This window comes from Piscinibacter sp., from assembly GCF_050175855.1.
Classification (GTDB): Bacteria; Pseudomonadota; Gammaproteobacteria; order Burkholderiales; family Burkholderiaceae_C; genus Piscinibacter.
Genome location: NZ_JBFXIO010000045.1, coordinates 1 through 17,461, shown reverse-complemented (window position 1 = coordinate 17,461; position 17,461 = coordinate 1). Strand labels below are relative to the sequence as shown.

The 17,461-nt window shown below is 69.9% G+C and carries 23 protein-coding genes; 16 read left to right on the top strand and 7 right to left on the bottom strand.

All coding sequences use genetic code 11. From position 1 onward, the window contains the following. Nucleotides 1-42: 42 nt before the first annotated feature. Genes AB7U92_RS05900 through AB7U92_RS05860 form a run of 9 tightly spaced genes read left to right on the top strand, consistent with a single transcriptional unit; the run spans nt 43 to nt 7,477 of the window. Entirely contained in the window at nt 43-912 is an 870-nt protein-coding gene (locus AB7U92_RS05900) for a SirB1 family protein (RefSeq protein WP_428575257.1), read from the top strand. A gap of 40 nt (nt 913-952) precedes the next feature. After that, nucleotides 953-2,014 carry an AI-2E family transporter gene (locus AB7U92_RS05895; protein ID WP_428575256.1) on the top strand — a complete coding sequence of 354 codons (1,062 nt, stop codon included), beginning with the start codon at nt 953-955 and terminating at the stop codon, nt 2,012-2,014. Beyond that, nucleotides 2,011-2,694, top strand: coding sequence for a DnaA regulatory inactivator Hda (gene hda, locus AB7U92_RS05890; protein WP_428575255.1), 684 nt, complete (start codon nt 2,011-2,013; stop codon nt 2,692-2,694). The genes AB7U92_RS05895 and hda overlap by 4 nt, the downstream gene beginning before the upstream one ends. Beyond that, nucleotides 2,691-3,374, top strand: a complete 684-nt coding sequence (locus AB7U92_RS05885; RefSeq protein WP_428575254.1) for an HAD family hydrolase — start codon at nt 2,691-2,693, stop codon at nt 3,372-3,374. Before hda ends, AB7U92_RS05885 begins: the two co-directional genes overlap by 4 nt. Then, nucleotides 3,371-4,894, top strand: a complete 1,524-nt coding sequence (pcnB, locus tag AB7U92_RS05880) for a polynucleotide adenylyltransferase PcnB (RefSeq protein ID WP_428575253.1) — start codon at nt 3,371-3,373, stop codon at nt 4,892-4,894. The genes AB7U92_RS05885 and pcnB overlap by 4 nt, the downstream gene beginning before the upstream one ends. A 6-nt stretch (nt 4,895-4,900) precedes the next feature. Continuing rightward, nucleotides 4,901-5,386: a 2-amino-4-hydroxy-6-hydroxymethyldihydropteridine diphosphokinase gene (gene folK, locus AB7U92_RS05875; RefSeq protein ID WP_428575252.1), complete on the top strand. Its 486-nt coding sequence runs from the start codon at nt 4,901-4,903 to the stop codon at nt 5,384-5,386. Beyond that, entirely contained in the window at nt 5,383-5,736 is a 354-nt protein-coding gene (locus AB7U92_RS05870) for a DMT family protein (protein WP_428575251.1), read from the top strand. The genes folK and AB7U92_RS05870 overlap by 4 nt, the downstream gene beginning before the upstream one ends. A 55-nt stretch (nt 5,737-5,791) precedes the next feature. Next, complete coding sequence (locus AB7U92_RS05865) at nt 5,792-6,439, top strand: DUF47 domain-containing protein (RefSeq protein WP_428575250.1); 648 nt, start codon at nt 5,792-5,794, stop codon at nt 6,437-6,439. A gap of 24 nt (nt 6,440-6,463) precedes the next feature. Then, nucleotides 6,464-7,477 carry an anion permease gene (locus AB7U92_RS05860; protein ID WP_428575249.1) on the top strand — a complete coding sequence of 338 codons (1,014 nt, stop codon included), beginning with the start codon at nt 6,464-6,466 and terminating at the stop codon, nt 7,475-7,477. Between the two features lie 10 nt (nt 7,478-7,487). On the opposite strand, the gene AB7U92_RS05855 is transcribed toward AB7U92_RS05860, so the two are convergent. Together AB7U92_RS05855 and AB7U92_RS05850 are read right to left on the bottom strand one after the other, a co-directional pair. Next, the gene (locus AB7U92_RS05855) at nt 7,488-7,940 is read right to left on the bottom strand and encodes a hypothetical protein (protein WP_428575248.1); all 453 of its coding nucleotides are present in this window, start codon (nt 7,938-7,940) and stop codon (nt 7,488-7,490) included. Further along, complete coding sequence (locus AB7U92_RS05850) at nt 7,937-8,476, bottom strand: N-acetyltransferase family protein (protein ID WP_428575247.1); 540 nt, start codon at nt 8,474-8,476, stop codon at nt 7,937-7,939. Before AB7U92_RS05850 ends, AB7U92_RS05855 begins: the two co-directional genes overlap by 4 nt. Before the next feature lie 164 nt (nt 8,477-8,640). On the opposite strand from AB7U92_RS05850, the gene rpsP reads away from it, so the two are divergent. The 6 genes from rpsP to AB7U92_RS05820 all read left to right on the top strand — a co-directional run bounded on the left by rpsP (nt 8,641) and on the right by AB7U92_RS05820 (nt 12,508). Further along, nucleotides 8,641-8,892 carry a 30S ribosomal protein S16 gene (gene rpsP / locus AB7U92_RS05845; protein ID WP_428575246.1) on the top strand — a complete coding sequence of 84 codons (252 nt, stop codon included), beginning with the start codon at nt 8,641-8,643 and terminating at the stop codon, nt 8,890-8,892. A 35-nt stretch (nt 8,893-8,927) separates the two neighbouring features. Further along, nucleotides 8,928-9,512 carry a ribosome maturation factor RimM gene (gene rimM / locus AB7U92_RS05840; protein ID WP_428575245.1) on the top strand — a complete coding sequence of 195 codons (585 nt, stop codon included), beginning with the start codon at nt 8,928-8,930 and terminating at the stop codon, nt 9,510-9,512. A gap of 12 nt (nt 9,513-9,524) precedes the next feature. Beyond that, complete coding sequence (gene trmD / locus AB7U92_RS05835; protein ID WP_428575244.1) at nt 9,525-10,286, top strand: tRNA (guanosine(37)-N1)-methyltransferase TrmD; 762 nt, start codon at nt 9,525-9,527, stop codon at nt 10,284-10,286. A gap of 90 nt (nt 10,287-10,376) precedes the next feature. Further along, nucleotides 10,377-10,730, top strand: coding sequence for a 50S ribosomal protein L19 (gene rplS, locus AB7U92_RS05830; RefSeq protein ID WP_428575243.1), 354 nt, complete (start codon nt 10,377-10,379; stop codon nt 10,728-10,730). 67 nt (nt 10,731-10,797) lie between these two features. Then, nucleotides 10,798-11,493, top strand: coding sequence for a CoA pyrophosphatase (locus AB7U92_RS05825; protein ID WP_428575242.1), 696 nt, complete (start codon nt 10,798-10,800; stop codon nt 11,491-11,493). Between the two features lie 25 nt (nt 11,494-11,518). Further along, nucleotides 11,519-12,508: a CobD/CbiB family protein gene (locus AB7U92_RS05820; RefSeq protein ID WP_428575241.1), complete on the top strand. Its 990-nt coding sequence runs from the start codon at nt 11,519-11,521 to the stop codon at nt 12,506-12,508. A gap of 13 nt (nt 12,509-12,521) precedes the next feature. Here the strand turns inward: AB7U92_RS05820 and rsgA are convergent, their stop codons facing one another. After that, nucleotides 12,522-13,430, bottom strand: a complete 909-nt coding sequence (rsgA, locus tag AB7U92_RS05815; RefSeq protein WP_428575240.1) for a ribosome small subunit-dependent GTPase A — start codon at nt 13,428-13,430, stop codon at nt 12,522-12,524. Continuing rightward, nucleotides 13,427-14,707: a M48 family metallopeptidase gene (locus tag AB7U92_RS05810; RefSeq protein WP_428575239.1), complete on the bottom strand. Its 1,281-nt coding sequence runs from the start codon at nt 14,705-14,707 to the stop codon at nt 13,427-13,429. The genes rsgA and AB7U92_RS05810 overlap by 4 nt, the downstream gene beginning before the upstream one ends. A 63-nt stretch (nt 14,708-14,770) precedes the next feature. Here AB7U92_RS05810 and orn point away from each other — a divergent pair, with 63 nt between their 5' ends. Continuing rightward, nucleotides 14,771-15,331, top strand: coding sequence for an oligoribonuclease (orn, locus tag AB7U92_RS05805; protein ID WP_428575238.1), 561 nt, complete (start codon nt 14,771-14,773; stop codon nt 15,329-15,331). A gap of 10 nt (nt 15,332-15,341) precedes the next feature. Here orn and AB7U92_RS05800 read toward each other — a convergent pair whose 3' ends face one another. The 3 genes from AB7U92_RS05800 to AB7U92_RS05790 form a co-directional block, all read right to left on the bottom strand. Further along, nucleotides 15,342-15,884 (bottom strand): DUF2087 domain-containing protein, encoded by a 543-nt coding sequence (locus AB7U92_RS05800; protein WP_428575237.1) that lies wholly within the window; start codon nt 15,882-15,884, stop codon nt 15,342-15,344. A gap of 172 nt (nt 15,885-16,056) precedes the next feature. After that, the gene (gene mnmH / locus AB7U92_RS05795; protein ID WP_428575236.1) at nt 16,057-17,112 is read right to left on the bottom strand and encodes a tRNA 2-selenouridine(34) synthase MnmH; all 1,056 of its coding nucleotides are present in this window, start codon (nt 17,110-17,112) and stop codon (nt 16,057-16,059) included. A gap of 10 nt (nt 17,113-17,122) precedes the next feature. Next, a partial coding sequence (locus AB7U92_RS05790; RefSeq protein WP_428575235.1) for an ACT domain-containing protein occupies nt 17,123-17,461 on the bottom strand: 339 nt, incomplete at its 5' end.

Genomic DNA, 17,461 nt, shown 5'->3' with positions numbered 1-17,461 from the left:
CTCAAGCTTCGACAATTCATCCGCCGCGGCTAAACTGGCTGCATGGCCGGTCCGCTGCACTTCGAGCCGCCCAGCGTGCTGGAGTACTTCGCCACGCTGGTGGCCGACGATGCCAGCCTGCCGATGCTGGAAGCCGCGATCTCGATCGCCCAGGATGACCACCCCGAGCTCGACCCCGGCGCCGTACTCGCCGAGATCGATGCACTGGCCTACAAGCTCAAGCGCCGCATCCCCGCCGACGCCGTGCCGCTGCAACGCCTGCGCTGGCTGAACCGCTTCTTCTTCCACGAGCTGGGCTTCGCCGGCAACGTGAACGACTACTACGACCCGGCCAACAGCTATCTGAATCGCGTGCTCGAGACGCGGCGCGGCATCCCGATCACGCTGGCGCTGATCTACATCGAGCTGGCCACGCAGATCGGCCTGCAGGCGCGCGGCGTGTCCTTCCCCGGGCATTTCCTCGTCAAGCTGAAGATGCCGCAGGGCGAGGTGGTGATCGACCCGTTCACCGGCCAGTCGCTGTCGCGCGAGGAGCTCGACGAACTGCTGCAGCCCTACAAGCGCAGCCGCGGCCTGACCGGCGACTTCGACGCGCCGCTCGGCCTCTTCCTGCAGTCCGCCCCGGCGCGCGACGTGATCGCGCGCATGCTGCGCAACCTGAAGGAGATCCACCGCAGCGCCGAAGACTGGCCTCGCCTGCTGGCGGTGCTCAACCGTCTGGTGCTGCTGCTGCCGCAGGCCTGGGAGGAGCGGCGCGACCGTGGCCTGGCCCTGGCCGAGCTCGGCATGAACGGCCCCGCCGCGGGCGACCTGGCCGACTATCTCGAGCATGCCGGCGAGGCGCAGGACCGCCAGGCGATCTCGGCGCGGCTGGCCGAGCTGCGCCGGCAGGGCTCGCCGCGCCTGCATTGAGGCGGCCCGCGCGGGGCCGCCCCGTAGAATGCGCGGCCGCATGAACCTGACCCCCGCCCAACGCCGCAGCCTGACCTGGGCTGCCATCGCGCTGGCGGCCACGCTGCTGCTGTGGCTGCTGGCGCCGGTGCTCACGCCCTTCATCGTCGGCGCCGTGCTGGCCTATGCGCTGCATCCGGCGGTGGAGCGCCTGGCCGCGCGGCGCGTGCCGCGCATGCTGTCGGTGCTGCTCGTGGAGGTGGTGTTCATCGTCGCCGTGCTGGCGGTGCTGCTGCTGATCGTGCCGATCATCTCCAAGGAACTGCCGCTGCTGCGCGAGCAGATCCCGGTGCTGGCCGACAAGCTCAACCGCAACGTGGCGCCCTGGCTGGCGCAGTTCGGCATCCACGTTCAGCTGGACATCGCCGGCATCAAGGCCTTCGTGCTCAAGTACCTCAACGCCAACCTGGAAGACGGCCTGGCCGCCGCACTGAGCTCGGCGCGCATCGGCGGCAGCATCGTGCTGGCGGTGATCGGCAACCTGGTGCTGGTGCCGGTGGTGCTGTTCTACCTGCTCAGCGACTGGCCGCGCCTGGTGGAGCGGGCGCAGGCGATGATCCCGCCGCGCCTGCGCGAGCGCGTGGTCGGCTTCCTCGACGAGTGCGACGGCGTGCTCGGCCAGTATCTGCGCGGCCAGCTGCTGGTGATGCTGATCCTGGCGGCCTTCTACAGCATCGGCCTGGCGCTGTTCGGCTTCGACCTGGCGCTGCCGGTGGGTGTATTCACCGGCCTGGCGATCTTCATTCCCTACCTCGGCTTCGGCCTCGGCCTGGTGCTCGCGTTGCTGGCCGGCGTACTGCAGTTCGCCAGCTGGTACGGGCTGATCGCGGTGGCCGTGGTGTTCGGCATCGGCCAGGTAGTCGAGAGCCTGTGGCTGACGCCGCGCCTGGTGGGCGAGCGCATCGGCATGAATCCGCTGATGGTGATCTTCGCGCTGCTCGCCTTCGGCCACCTGTTCGGCTTCGTGGGCGTGCTGATCGCGCTGCCCGTCAGCGCGCTGATCGTGGTGGCGGCGCGGCGCCTGCAGGCCGCCTACCTCGACAGCCCCCTGTACCGCGGATGAAGCAGCTGCCGCTGGCCATCGGCGCGATCGGCAACGGCCCCGAGCAGAGCTTCGCGAGCTTCCTGGCCGGGCCGAATGCGGCGGCCCTGGCGCACCTGCGCCAGGGCAGTGCCGGCCCGGCGCCGGCGAGCTACCTGTGGGGCGCCAGCGGCACCGGCAAGACCCACCTGCTGCGGGCGCTGGTGCGTCAGGCGCACGAGCAGGGCCAGCGCAGCGGCTGGTTCGAGCCGGGCTCGGCGCTGCCCTGGGAGCTCGACGAGGCCTGGTCGCTGGTGGTGATCGACGACTGCGACGGGCTCGACGAGGCCCGCCAGCACGCCGCCTTCGCGCTGTTCGTCGACGCCACCACGCATGGCATCGCGGTGGCCGCCGCCGGCCGGCTGCCGCCGGTGGACCTGCCGCTGCGCGAGGACCTGCGCACCCGCCTTGGCTGGGGCCACGTGTTCGCACTGCAGCCGCTGGGCGAGGCCGAGATGCGCGCCGCGCTGCGCCGCGAGGCCGATCGCCGCGGCGTGTTCCTCTCTGACGAGGTGATGGACTACCTGCTCACGCGCTTCGAGCGCAACCTGAAGCCGCTGATGGCGCAGCTCGACCGGCTCGACCGCTTCTCGCTGGCCAACAAGCGGGCGATCACCGTGCCCATGCTCAAGCTGATGCTCGCCGAGGAGGGCGCACCATGAGTCACCCATCGAGCCTGACGCTGTTCGATCTCGACGAGACGCTGCTCCCGCTGGACTCCGACCATGCCTGGGGCGAGTTCGTGATCCGCCTCGGCTGGGTCGACGAGGCGGCGTTCCGCCGCCGCAACGACGAGTTCTTCGCCCAGTACAAGGCCGGCGCGCTGGACATCCACGCCTACGTCGCCTTCGCCACCGAGCCGCTGCGCGAGCGCGGGCCCGAGGCGGCCGCCGCCGCCCATGCGCAGTTCATGCGCGAGGTGGTCGAGCCGGCGCTGCGGCCGCAGGCGCTGGCGCTGGTGCGCGAGCACCAGGCGCAAGGCGACCTGGTGGCGCTGGTCACCGCCACCAACGACTTCGTCACCGCGCCCATCGCGCGTGCCTTCGGCATCGACACGCTGATCGCCGTGCAGCTCGAGCGCGGCCCGGGCGGTACCATCACGGGCCGCATCGCCGGCACGCCGAGCTACCGCGAGGGCAAGGTGCTGCGGGTGGGCGAGTGGTTGGCCCAGGCCAGCCGCGGCTGGGGCGACTTCGAGCGCATCAGCGTCTACAGCGACTCGCCCAACGACCTGCCGCTGCTCGAGCGGGCGACGGACCCGGTGGCGACCAATCCCTCGCCCGCGCTGGAGGCCGTGGCCCGCGAGCGCGGCTGGCGCATCCTGAGACTCTTCGAACAATGATCAAGAAGTTCATCGACAAGCTGCTGGGCAAGGGCCCGAAGTCGGCCTCCGGCGCACCGCTGGGCAAGCGTGTGGAGGTGCCCAAGGAGCAGCACGGCATCGACCTCTCGCTGGTCGACGAGCGCGCCATCAAGGTCGTCAGGACGCTGGCGGAGGCCGGCCACGAGGCCTACATCGTCGGCGGCGCGGTGCGCGACCTGCTGCTCGGCCTGCGCCCCAAGGATTTCGACGTCGCCACCAGCGCCACGCCCGAGCAGGTCAAGGCGCTGTTCCGCCGCGCCTTCATCATCGGCCGGCGCTTCCGCATCGTGCACGTGGTGTTCGGACGTGGTCGCGACCACGAGGTCATCGAGGTCTCGACCTTCCGCGCGCTGATCGACGCTGCGGCCACCGAGCAGGTGGCCGGCAACGAGAAGACCTCCAAGGGCGAGCTGGCCAACAAGACGAGCGTGGTCGACGCCAGCGGCCGCGTGCTGCGCGACAACGTGTGGGGGCCGCAGATCGAGGATGCCGCGCGGCGAGACTTCACCGTCAACGCCATGTACTACGACCCGCAGCGCGAGCTCGTGGTCGACTACCACGGCGGCCTGGCCGACGCGAAGAAGAAGCTGCTGCGGATGATCGGCGACCCGGCCACGCGCTACCGCGAGGATCCGGTGCGCATCATCCGGGTGGTGCGCTTCGCGGCCAAGCTCGGCTTCGAGATCGAGCCGAAGACGCGCGCGCCGATCCAGGAGATGGCCGCGCTGCTCGACAACGTGCCGGCCTCGCGCACCTTCGACGAGATGATCAAGCTCTTGCAGACCGGCCATGCGCTGGCCAGCATCGAGCAGCTGCGCAAGCAGGGCCTGCACCGCGGCGTATTCCCGGTGCTCGACGTCGCGCTCGACGAGGCGCAGCGCCACGACGGCCGCGAGAAGTTCGTGCGGCTGGCACTGGCCGACACCGACCGCCGGGTCGGCGAAGGCAAGCCGGTGGCGCCGAGCTTCATGCTTGCCTGCATGCTGTGGCACGACGTGCTCGACCGCTGGCAGAAGGTCAAGGCCCAGGGCGAGCCGCCGTTCCCGGCGCTGCAGCAGGCCATCGACGCCGCCTTCGATGCGCGCATCGGCGACATCTCCGGCCGCGGCAAGCTCGCCGCCGACATGCGCGAGATCTGGATGATGCAGCCGCGCTTCGACCGCCGCAGCGGCCGCGTGCCGTACACGCTGATCGAGCAGCCGCGCTTCCGCGCCGGTTTCGACTTCCTGCGCCTGCGCGCCGACGCCGGAGAGATCGATGCCGAGCTGGCCGAGTGGTGGGAAGACTTCTCGCTCGGCACCGACGAGGAACGCGAGGCGCTGATCGAGCAGGCCCGCGAGAGCGAGGGCAAGCGCCGCAAGTCCGCAGGCGGCGATGCCGAGCCCGCCGGCGAGCCGGCGAAGAAGCGGCGCCGGCGGCGCCGCAAGCCGGCCGGTGCCGGTGCGAACGCAGGCACGCCGGCCGGCGAAGGCAGCGCACCGCCGTCCGGCGGCGACTGATCGCGCGTGGCCGCCAGCCTCGCCTACATTGGCCTGGGCGCCAACCTCGGCGATGCGCGCGCTGCGCTGGCATCGGCCGTCGCCGCGCTGGCTCGCCTGCCGGACAGCGAACTGCTGCGCTGTTCCTCGGTGTGGCGCAGCGCACCCATCGACTCGAGCGGCCCGGACTACCTCAATGCCGTGGCCGAGCTGCGCACCGCGCTCGCGCCAATCGACCTGCTGCGCCGGCTGCAGGCCATCGAGCTGGCGCATGGCCGCGAGCGGCCCTACCGCAACGCACCGCGCACGCTGGACCTCGACCTGCTGCTGCACGGCGGGCACGTGATGGCCTCGCCCGAGCTGACCCTCCCGCATCCGCGGGCGCACGAACGCGCCTTCGTGCTCGCGCCGCTGGCCGAGCTGGCCCCGGACCTGCTTCTTCCCGGGCGCGGCCGGGTGGCCGATCTGCTGGCCGCCGCGGCCGACCAACGCGTGGAGAGGCTCGCTGCATGAACAGCATTCCCGTGCCGCTGCAGACCGTGCTGCTGCTGGTGGCGTCCAACGTGTTCATGACCTTCGCCTGGTACGGCCATCTGAAAAGCCTGGCCGACAAGCCCTGGACCACCGCCGCGCTGATCAGCTGGGGCATCGCGCTGTTCGAGTACCTTCTGCAGGTGCCGGCCAACCGCATCGGTTTCGCCGGCGGCATCTCGCTGGCGCAGCTGAAGATCATGCAGGAGGTGATCACGCTGGCGGTGTTCGTGCCCTTCGCGATGTTCTTCATGCACCAGCCCTTCAAGCTCGACTACGTGTGGGCCGGTCTGTGCCTCGTGGCGGCCGTCTACTTCATCTTCCGCAGCTGAGCAACCGCTACACTCCCGCCGTTTCAGGCGTGTGACAACCATGAGGGGGTGAGGGATGCTGTTCGGCAAGCTGCTGCCGCGGGAAGGCAATTTCTTCGAGTTGTTCAACCAGCACGGCATGCACATCGTCGACGGCGCACGGTCCTTCATGCTGATGATCCAGAACTATGCCGACCTGGACCAGCGCGAGAAGTACGCCAACGAGGTCGTGGCCGCCGAGCGCAGCGCCGATCGCGTGACCGCCGAGGTCAACCGGCTGCTGCACAAGACCTTCATCACGCCGATCGACCGGGAGCAGATCCACAGCCTGATCAACGCGATGGACGACATCCTCGACCTGCTGCAGGACGCCACCGAGACGATGTCGCTGTACGACGTGCGCTCGATGACCGAGGAGGTGTTGCGCCTGGGCGACCTGTCGGCCAAGTGCTGCGAGCGCGTGCAGCACGCGGTGTCGCTGCTGCCCAAGATCAGCCAGCCGGCCACCGCCGAGGCGGCGATCAAGACCTGCGAGGAGATCGACAAGCTCGAGAGCGACGCCGACCGCGTGATGCGCTCGGCGATGTCCAAGCTGTTCCGCGAAGAGACCGACGTGCGCGAGCTGATCAAGCTGAAGGCGATCTACGAGCAGCTCGAATCCATCTCCGACCGCTGCGAGGACGTGGCCAACCTCATCGAGGGCATCGTCCTCGAGAACTCCTGATCCGCGGCCGCGCGCTCCGTTGCCATGCAAAGCATCCAGGTCGCCTTCTGGGTCGTCGCGCTGCTGGTCGTGCTGGCCGTGGCGTTCGACTTCATGAACGGATTCCACGACGCGGCCAACTCGATCGCCACGGTGGTTTCCACCGGCGTGCTCAAGCCGCAGCAGGCGGTGCTGTTCGCCGCCTTCTTCAACGTCATCGCCATCTTCATCTTCCAGCTCAAGGTGGCGGCCACGGTGGGCAAGGGCATTGTCGTGCCCGGCGTGGTCGACCACCACGTGGTGTTCGGCGCGCTGATCGGCGCGATCTTCTGGAACATCGTCACCTGGTGGTACGGCATCCCGTCGAGCTCGTCGCACGCGCTGATCGGCGGCATCGTCGGTGCGGTGATCGCCAAGTCGGGCGCCGGTTCGCTGATCGCCGGCGGCGTGCTCAAGACCCTGGCCTTCATCTTCGTCTCGCCGATGCTCGGCTTCCTGCTCGGTTCGCTGCTGATGGTGGCCGTGGCGCACATCTTCAGGCGGGTGCCACCGTTACGCATCGACAACTGGTTCCGTCGGTTGCAGCTGGTCTCGGCGGGCCTGTACAGCCTCGGCCACGGCGGCAACGATGCACAGAAGACCATCGGCATCATCTGGATGCTGCTAATCGCCACCGGCTACTCCGCCGCCAGCGACGCGATGCCGCCGACCTGGGTGATCTGGACCTGCTACATCGCCATCGGCCTGGGCACGATGTTCGGTGGCTGGCGCATCGTGAAGACCATGGGCCAGAAGATCACCAAGCTGCGCCCGGTGGGCGGCTTCTGCGCCGAGACGGGCGGAGCGCTGACGCTGTTCCTCGCCACGGCGCTGGGTATCCCGGTGTCGACCACGCACACCATCACCGGCGCCATCGTCGGCGTCGGCTCGGTGCGCCGCGCCTCGGCGGTGCGCTGGGGCATCGCCGGCAACATCGTCTGGGCCTGGGTCTTCACCATCCCGGCCTCGGCCTTCGTGGCCGGCGTCTTCTACTGGGTCAGCCTGGCGCTGTTCGACTGATACGCGCGGCTCACTGGCTGAGCTTGCGGCCTTCCTCGACCTGCCACTCGAAGTAGCGCTGGCCGCTGAACGCGACGGTGGCCATCAGCGCCGCGGCGCCCAGCATCAGCGCCACGATCACCCCGAGCACCGGGCCCCAGCGCGTGTCGTGGGTCGCGCTGCCGGGGTTGTGGCGGGCATCCCACTTCTCGTCGGGCGTGAGGCCGTAGACGATGGCCGCCAGCATCGCACCGGCGAGCATGAAGCCCAGCAGCGGGATCAGCGCCCAGGCCAGCTTGTCGTCCTGGCCGAACTCGTTCATGCGCTGCAATCCGTACAGGCCGGCCAGCGTGGGCGGGCCGTGAAGCCAGCCCCAGACGTCGCCGAATCCCTTCAGGTAGAAGCGGTGCAGGCCGAGGCTGCCGCCGATCACCGCGATCCAGGTGGCCAGCGTCTTCGACTTGTAGTGGCCGGTGGCGCTCATCGATCCACCGGTTCCGTCGCATGGCCCAGGCCGAGCGACTTCTGCATCAGCACCACGTCCAGCCAGCGGCCGAACTTCCAGCCGGCCGAGCGCAGGATGCCGGTGTGCTCGAAGCCGAGCGCGCGGTGCACGCCGATCGAGCCGGCATTGGCCGAATCGCCGATCACCGCCAGCATCTGGCGGGCGCCGGCGGCCTCGCAGCGCGCCACCAGCTCGGCCAGCAGCAGCCGGCCGATGCCCTGGCCGCGCGCCTGGTCGGCGAGATAGATCGAATCCTCCAGGCAGAAGCGGTAGGCGCGGCGCGGCCGGAAGTGGTTGGCGTAGGCATAGCCCAGCACCTGGCCGCCACGCTCGGCCACCAGCCAGGGCAGGCCCTTGCCAAGCACATCGTCGCGGCGGCGGCTCATCTCGGCCGGGTCGGGCGCCTCGAGCTCGAAGGTGCCGGTGCCGTGTTCGACGTTCCAGGCGTAGACGGCGGTGATGGCGGGGAGGTCGTCCGCCGTGCTGGGGCGGATCACGAGGGAGGCGGTCGTCATCGAGGAAGGGTGTGGAATCGGCGCAGCCGACTATAATGCCGGGTTTCGCTGCTGGCCGGTCGGGTGACCGGCGTATCTACGGCCGCGAAGACCGACAACCCGATCCGTAGGCACCAGCCGTGTCCCTGGCGCAGACGATCACCCCAGATTCAAGGAATTCAGTCATGGTCGTGATCCGACTCGCACGTGGCGGCGCCAAGAAGCGCCCGTTCTTCAACATCGTCGTCGCCGACTCGCGCAACCGCCGCGACGGCCGCTTCATCGAGCGCGTGGGCTTCTACAACCCGGTGGCCTCGGGTGCCGAGCAGCCGCTGCGCGTGGCGTTCGACCGCGTCGACCACTGGACGAAGAACGGCGCGCAGCTGTCGCCCACCGTCGCCCGCCTCGTCGGCGAGGCCAAGAAGGCCGCCGCCTGAGCGTGCGTGCCTGAGCGAGCGCGGCAGCGGCCGTGGTGAACAGCCCGACCTCCGCTGCCGAGCCGGCCTGGCCCGACGATGCCGTCGAGGTCGGGCGAATTACCGGCGCCTGGGGCGTGAAAGGCTGGTTCAAGGTCCAGCCCTTCGCGAGTGACCCGCAGGCGCTGTTCTCCTCCAAGCGCTGGTTCCTGAAGGCCGCGGACGAACCCCGTCCGCTGCGCCCGGGAACGACTCCGCTGCCGCCGCTGCTGAAGATCGCCGAGGCCAAGGAGCACGGCGATGGCGTGGTGGCCCGTGCGCACGACATCGCGGACCGCAGCGCCGCCGAGGCCCTGCGCGGCGCGCGCATCTTCGTCGGGCGCTCCAGCTTTCCCACGGCCGGGTCCGACGAGTACTACTGGGTCGACCTGATCGGCCTGGCCGTGCTCAACCGCGAGGAGCAGGCGCTGGGCACGGTGGTCGGCCTGATCGACACCGGCGCGCACAGCGTGCTGCGCGTGATGCCCGAAGGCGGCAAGAGCGAGGCCGACGAGCGCCTGATTCCTTTCGTGGCCCAGTACATCGATGACGTCGACCTCCAGGCGCGGCGCATCCGCGTCGACTGGGGCCTCGACTTCTGAGGCGGGCGCGCCATGCGCTTCGACGTCGTCACGCTGTTCCCGGAACTGTTCGGCCCGCACCTCGAGACCGGCGTGACGCGCCGCGCGTTCGAATCCGGCCAGGTGCAGGTGCGGCTGTGGCCGCTGCGCGACTTCGCCGAGGACAACTACCGCCGCGTCGACGACCGTCCCTACGGCGGTGGGCCGGGCATGGTGATGCTGGCCGAGCCGCTGGAGCGCGCGCTGGCCGCGGCCAAGGCGGAGCGCGGCGACGCTGCCCCGGTGGTTCACTTCACACCCACCGGCCGGCGCATCGACCAGGCCGTGGTGCAGGAATTCGCCGCCGGCCCGGGGGCGATCCTGCTGTGCGGCCGCTACGAGGGCATCGACCAGCGCATTCTCGACCGCCATGTCGACCTGGAGCTGAGCCTGGGCGACTTCGTGCTCTCCGGTGGCGAACTGCCGGCGCTGGCCCTGCTGGATTCGGTGGCGCGGCTGCAGGAGGGCGTGCTCGGCGATGCCCGCTCGCACGAGCAGGACAGCTTCTCCGACGGGCTGCTGGGGCTGCTGGATTGCCCGCACTACAGCCGGCCGGAAGTGCTGGGGGAGGGTGCCGACGCCCGCCCGGTGCCGCCGGTGCTGCTGTCGGGCCACCATGCCGACATCGCCCGCTGGCGCCGGCAGCAATCGCTCGAACTGACCGCCCGGCGCCGCCCCGACCTGATCGCCGCCGCCCGGGCCGCCGGAAAGCTCACGCCGGCCGACGAGAAGCACCTGGCCTCGCTCGGGCTATAATCTACGGCTTTTCGATCCTCTGCCGGGCAAGGTGGCCCCTGTTGGCCGCCCACTTCCACAACACCCCCGCGCACGATCACGGAGAACCCTGTGGACCTGATCCAGACCCTCGAGCGGGAAGAAATCACCCGTCTCAACAAGACCATTCCCGAGTTCGCGCCCGGCGACACGGTCATCGTCAACGTCAACGTCGTCGAAGGCACCCGCAAGCGCGTGCAGGCCTACGAAGGCGTGGTGATCGCCAAGCGCAACCGCGGCCTGAACAGCAGCTTCATCGTGCGCAAGATCTCCAGCGGCGAAGGCGTGGAGCGCACGTTCCAGCTGTACAGCCCGCTGATCGCCTCGATCGAGGTCAAGCGCCGCGGCGACGTGCGCCGCGCCAAGCTGTACTACCTGCGCCAGCGCTCGGGCAAGTCGGCCCGCATCAAGGAGAAGCTGGCCTGATCCCGGGCCGGGAACTCGTCCTGCCGAAGCCGCCCCGAGGGGCGGCTTTGTCGTTGAAGCGCCACCCATGAGCCGCCGCCCCATCCTCGACCCGCACGCCGTGCCGGTGATCTCCACCGACGCGCAGCTGCCGGTGGTGCCCGTCGAGCGCCTGCAGGCGGCAGCGTTGCGCCAGCGTTTCGCGCAGGCCGAGCACGGCGAGCCGGAACTGCGCGGTGACGGTGGCCTGTTCGCCGGCCGCGAGCCGGCCGCGGCCTCGGTGCTGGTGCCGCTGGTGGCGCACGAGCACGGCGTGACGGTGCTGCTGACCCGCCGCACCGACCACCTGCGCGACCATGCCGGTCAGATCAGCTTTCCCGGCGGGCGCGCCGAGGAGATCGACGCCGACGCGGTGCATACCGCGCTGCGCGAGGCGGAGGAAGAGGTTGGTCTCTCGCCGGACCGCGTGGAGGTGATCGGGGCGCTGCCGGTCTACACCACCGTGACCGGCTTCCACGTCACGCCGGTGGTGGCGCTGGTGCGACCCGGCTTCACGCTCGCCATCGACAGCTTCGAGGTCGCCGAGGCCTTCGAGGTGCCGCTGGCCTTCCTGATGAACCCGGCGCACCACCGACACCACGAGTTCGAGTTCGGCGGCGAGCGCCGGCGCTTCCTCTCGATGCCCTGGCACGGTATCGACGCCGCGGGGCAACCGCGCGAATACTTCATCTGGGGCGCGACGGCCGCCATGCTGCGCAACCTCTACGGCTTTCTCTCGCGTTGAAGGCCCGCCGCTATCATCGAGCGGCATGAGCTTCTTCGCCGTCCTGTTCGCCCTGCTGCTCGAACAGCTCAAGCCGCTGCCGCGCGACAACGTCGTCCATGACACGCTGACCGGCTGGATGCGCTGGGCCGGCCGCAACTTCGACGCTGGCCGCGACCACCACGCGTGGGTGGTGTGGTGCGTCACCGTGCTGGTGCCGGCGCTGCTCGTGGCCGGCGTCCACCTGGCCATCTCTCACGTCAGCCTGCTGCTCTCGCTGGCCTTCGACGTGGCGGTGCTCTACCTCACGCTGGGCTTCCGCCAGTTCAGCCACTACTTCACCGACATTCGCGACGCGCTCGACCGCGGCGACGAAGACGAGGCGCGCCGCCTGCTCGCGCAGTGGCGCCACCTCGACGCCAGCGAACTGCCGCGCACCGAGCTGCTGCGCCATGTGATCGAGCATTCGCTGCTGGCGGCGCACCGGCACGTGTTCGGCGTGTTCTTCTGGTTCGTGCTGCTCTCGGCGCTGGGCCTGGGGCCGGCCGGCGCGGTGCTGTACCGCATGGCCGAGCTGGCGAGCCGCTACTGGGCCTTCAAGAGCCGCACCGTGGGCGCGCCGGTGAACGAGCGGCTGATGCACCGCTCGCAGTGGCTGTTCGGCCTGATCGACCACGTGCCGGCGCGGCTGACGGCCTTCGGCTTCGCCGTGGTCGGCAACTTCGAGGAAGCCATCACCTGCTGGCGGCGCGACGCTGGGCTCTGGAAGCACGAGAACGAAGGCATCATCCTCGCCGCTGCGGCCGGCGCGGTGGGGGTCCAGCTCGGTGGCAGTGCGGCACCGGGCATCACCCCCGATCGCTCCAAGACCTTCGAGGCCGGTGCGCTGCCCGAGGCCGCAGGCGCCGAAGGCTCCACGCCCGGGCTGCCGCCCGTGCCCGGGCACCTGCGCAGCATCGTCGGCCTGGTCTGGCGCTCGGTGGTGCTGTGGATGCTGCTGGTGGCGCTGCTGACCCTGGCGAACCTGATCGGTTGAACGGACGCACCGCTCAGTAGCGCGTTCGCGTGAGCTCGTCGCGGATTACGCAATAGATGCGGTGCCGCGAGGCGCTGATCTCGCCGCGCTCGACCGCCGCCAGCACGCCGCAGCCCGGCTCCTGCACGTGGGTGCAGTTGTAGAAGCGGCAGTGCGTGGACGGCTCGCGGAAGTCCGGCATCAGCAGCGGCAGCTGCGCCGCGTCGACCTGCCGCAGGCCGAACTCCTGGAATCCCGGCGAGTCGATCAGCGCGGCGCTGCGCTGCGCATCGAGCCAGTACCACTGCGTCGTCGTGGTGGTGTGGCGGCCGGAGTTCAGCGAGCGCGAGATCTCGCCCACCTGCGCGCCGGCATCCGGCACCAGCAGGTTGATCAGCGTGCTCTTGCCGGTGCCGCTCGGCCCCAGCACCAGTGTCGAGCGCTGCGCCAGCAGCGGCTGCAGCCTGCCCCGGCTGGCATCGGGCCGCGCCTTCAGCGCTACCTCGTGCACGGCGATGCCCATCGAGGCGTAGGGGGCGAGCCGCTCGCGCGCCGCACCGATGGCCGGCAGGTCGGCCTTGTTGAGCACGATCGCGGCCGGGATGCCGGCTGCTTCGGCGGCGATCAGCGCGCGCGCCAGCTGCGATTCGCTGAACACCGGCTCGGCGGCCACCAGCACGAGCAGCTGGTCGATGTTGGCGGCGAAGGACTTGGTCTTCCACTCGTCCTGCCGGTGCATCAGGTTGCGCCGCGGCTCCACCGCCTCGATCACGCCTTCGCCTTCGGAGGTGGGCATCCAGCGCACCCGGTCGCCGACCACGCACTCGCTCTTCTTGCCGCGCGAGGTGCAGTGCAGGCGGCGTCCCTCCGGGGTCTCGACGATGTAGTGCCGGCCGTGGCCGGTGACCACCAGCCCGAGGTCGAGTTCGGCGCTGCGGCTCAAGCGGCCACGGCCACGCCGTGCCGCATCGCGGCCAGCCGCTCGGAGGCGGGCGGGTGGGAGTAGTAGAACTTCACGTAGACCGGATCAGGCGTCAGCGTCGCCGCATTGTCCTCGTGCAGCTTGAGCAGCGCGGCGGCCAGGTCGGCGCCGCTGGCCTGCGCGCAGGCGTAGGCATCGGCCTCGAACTCGTGGCGCCGCGACAGGCCGGCCAGCAGCGGCGAGACGAAGAAGCCGAACACCGGCGTCACCAGCATGAACAGCAGCAGCGCCAGCGCATCGTTGGCGGCGCCCACGTTGGGCTCGACGCCCAGGCCCTGGTAGAACCAGGCCTGGCTCGACATCCAGCCCAGCAACGCGAAGCCGGCCAGGCTGATGCCGAACATCGCCACGATGCGCTTGAGCACGTGCTTGTGCTTGAAGTGGCCGAGTTCGTGGGCCAGCACCGCCTCCACCTCGCCCGGCGACAGCTTGGACAGCAGCGTGTCGAAGAACACCACGCGCTTGGCCGCGCCGAAGCCGGTGAAATAGGCGTTGGCGTGGGCCGAGCGGCGGCTGCCGTCCATCACGAACAGGCCCTTGGCGGTGAAGCCGCAGCGCGCCATCAGCGCCTGCACGCGCGCTTCCAGGGAGCGGTCGGCCAGCGGCTCGAACTTGTTGAACAGCGGCGCGATCACGGTCGGGTAGAGCACCAGGATCAGCAGGTTGAAGCCCATCCAGGTGCCCCAGGCCCACAGCCACCACAGCGAGCCGGCCGCGCCCATGATCCACAGGATCAGCGCGGCGATGGGCAGGCCGACGATCACGCCAACCAGGATGCCCTTGAGCGTGTCGGCCAGGTACAGCTTCCAGGTCATGCGGTTGAAGCCGAAGCGCTGCTCGATGCGGAAGGTGCTCCAAAGCTCGAAGGGCGCATCGAGCAATCCGCCGATCAGCGCGAAGGCGGCCAGCAGGCCGAGCTGGTAGGCCATGTCGCCCCAGCGTGGCTGCAGCACGTCGCGCACGGCGACGTTCAGCGCGTCCAGCCCGCCCAGCAGCGTCCAGCCCAGCAGCACGGCGGCGCCGAAGGCGGTGGACAGCAGGCCGAAGCGGCCCTTGGCCAGCGTGTAGTCGGCCGCCTTGCGGTGCGCTGCCAGCGGGATGGTGGCGGCGAACGCGGCGGGCACCGTGTCGCGGTGGGCGGCCACGTGGCGCATCTGGCGCGTGGAGAGCCAGTACTTCAGCGCCAGCGACAGCAGCAGCGCGGCAATGAAGCACGAAGTCAGGAGCAGGGCATGCATGGCCGCAAGTGTAGAACTGAGAGAATCTCCCCCCAGCGTTCCGCCCCACTTCTGCAGATTTCCATGAGCGACGAGACCCTGACCCTGAGCGACCAGAACCTGGTGTGGATCGACCTCGAGATGACCGGTCTGTCACCCGAGCGCGACCGCATCATCGAGATCGCGGTGGTGGTCACCGACGCGAACCTCGGCCGCCGCACCGAGGGCCCGGTGCTGGCAGTCCACCAGAGCGACGCCACGCTCGACGCGATGGACGCCTGGAACAAGGGCACGCACGGCAGGAGCGGGCTGATTGACCGCGTGAAGGCGTCGACGATCGACGAGGCCGCCGCCTCCGCGCAGGTGATCGAGTTCCTCAAGCGCTACGTGCCGGCCGGCAAGTCCCCGATGTGCGGCAACAGCATCTGCCAGGACCGCCGCTTCCTTGCCAATTACATGCCGGAGCTGGAGGCCTTCTTCCACTACCGCAACCTCGACGTCAGCACGCTGAAGGAACTCGCCAAGCGCTGGAAGCCGGAGATCATGGGCGGCTTCAAGAAGGCCCAGGCGCACACGGCGCTGGCCGACATCCAGGAATCGATCGACGAGCTCGCGTACTACCGCGAGCATTTTCTGAAAGCCTGAGCCCTTCGGCTCAGGCGCGCTCGCGCAGCGCGCGCATCAGCGCCATCGCCTCGGCGTCGGGGCGGCGCGGCAGCTTGCGGTACTCGGCCCCGCCGTCGCTGCGTTCGAGCATCTTCATCTCGACGAGCTCGCGGCGCAGCGTGCAGTGGTCGCCGAACAGGTGCCAGGCCTTGAGCACTTCGTTGACCTCGCGCTCGGTGTAGCGGCGCTTGCCGTCGAAGCGCATCCACAGGCCCCACAGCATCAGCCGCTGCACGCTGTACTTGATCGGCCAGCGGGTCAGCCGGCCCTGGGCGTCGAACTGGCGCAGCGCGCGCACGGCCGTGTCGCTCAGCGCGGCGGGCGATTGGGCCGCAGGAGGCGGTGGCGCCGGCGGGCGAGCCTTCAGGCTCTGGAAGTTGCGGTGTCCGGATGCGCGGGCGAGCATGTTCAGCAGCTCGACGTGGCCGGGCAGGCGGTGCAGCGTGTCGTGAGCCTGCTTCAGTTCGCGGGCCAGCGACTTCGCGAAGGCGGAGATGTCGGCCGCGTGCAGCGGCGTTTCGGTGCGGGGCATGAGGGTCTTCCGTCGTTCATGCGCCAACCTCGCTGTCGAGGCGCCGGGGGTTGCCGTCTTCCGGCCCGGCGCACGTGATGACGTGACCAAGCTCGCGGTGAATGGCAGGTTTAGCTCGCTGGGGACAGCGCGGCAACGCCTGGGTGAACTGCCGACCGAGAGCGGATTCTAGCTACAGCGCCGCCACGCGCCGCGCCGCTGCAACGAGCGATGCCTCGCTGCCGTCCCACTCGACCACCGCCAGCGGCTGCGCGAGCCCGGCGAAGTTGCGCTTCATCGACTGGCGGTAGATCGGGTCGTAGTGGCTCACCAGCAGGTCGCGCACCACCTCGCGGGTCAGACCGGCGCGCGCCGACGCCTGCCAGCCGTTGACCACCTCGTGGCCGCGCAGCACGCGCAGCGCATCCAGGCGCTGGCAGAAGGTCTCGGTGTCGCGCACGAAGAAGTCGTACTCGTCCATCAGCAGCTGCACGCGCGCCTCCAGCGGCAGCTCGAGCTGGATGCAGGGCGAGGCGCGCATACATTCGATCAGCTTCTCCGGAACGCGCAGGTCGCCGACCTTCTTGCTCTCGCTCTCGACGATCACCGGCCTGGCCGGGTCGAAGCGCCGCAGCGCATCCCACACCCGCGACTCGAACTGCTTCTGCCCTGGCTGCGGGCTGCCCGGCACCAGGCCGAGCACCGAGCCGCGGTGGTTGGCCAGGCCCTCCAGGTCGAGCACCTGCAGGCCTCGCTCGGCCAGGCGCTGCAGCAGCCGGCTCTTGCCCGAGCCGGTGACGCCGCAGACCACGCGGTAGCGGAAGCGCTGCGGGAGTTCGTCGAGCGCCGCGATCACCGCGCGGCGGTATTCCCGGTAGCCGCCTTCGAGCAGGTGGACCCGGAAGCCGATCGCCGACAGCACGGTGGCCAGCGAGCCGCTGCGTTGGCCGCCGCGCCAGCAGTAGACCAGCGGCGTCCAGTCCTTGGGCTTGTCCATCGCCTCGCGCTCGATGTGGGTGGCGATGTTGCGTGCCGCCAGCGCAGCACCGCGCTTGCGCGCCTCGAACGGCGACACCTGCTTGTACTCGGTGCCGACCAGCGCTCGCTCCGCATCGGTCAAGGTCGGCCAGTTGATCGCGCCAGGCAGCCGGTCCTCCGCGTATTCACTCTCCGAGCGCGCGTCGATCACGGCGTCGAAGGATGCGAGCCGGCTCAGTGCCTGGTCGGCGGCAATGGAGACGATGGGCATCGAAGGCGGTTCAGGGGCTGATCGCGTCGAGCAGCTCGCTCTCGATCTGGATCTGCTTGCGGTTGTGCTGCAGCTCCGAGCCGTCGATCAGGAAGGTGTCTTCCACACGCTCGCCCAGCGTGGTGATCTTGGCCAGCTGCAAGTTGACGTGGTGGCGGACCAGCACGCGGGCGATGGCGTAGAGCAGGCCGGAGCGGTCGCTGGCAGAGACGGCCAGCAGCCAGCGCTGCCCCCGCTCGTCGGGGCGCAGCGTCACGCGCGGCGTGACCGGGAACGACTTCACGCGCCGAGACAGCCGGCCGCGGCTCGGCTCGGGCAGCGCACCGCTGGCGGCCACTGCGGCGGCCAG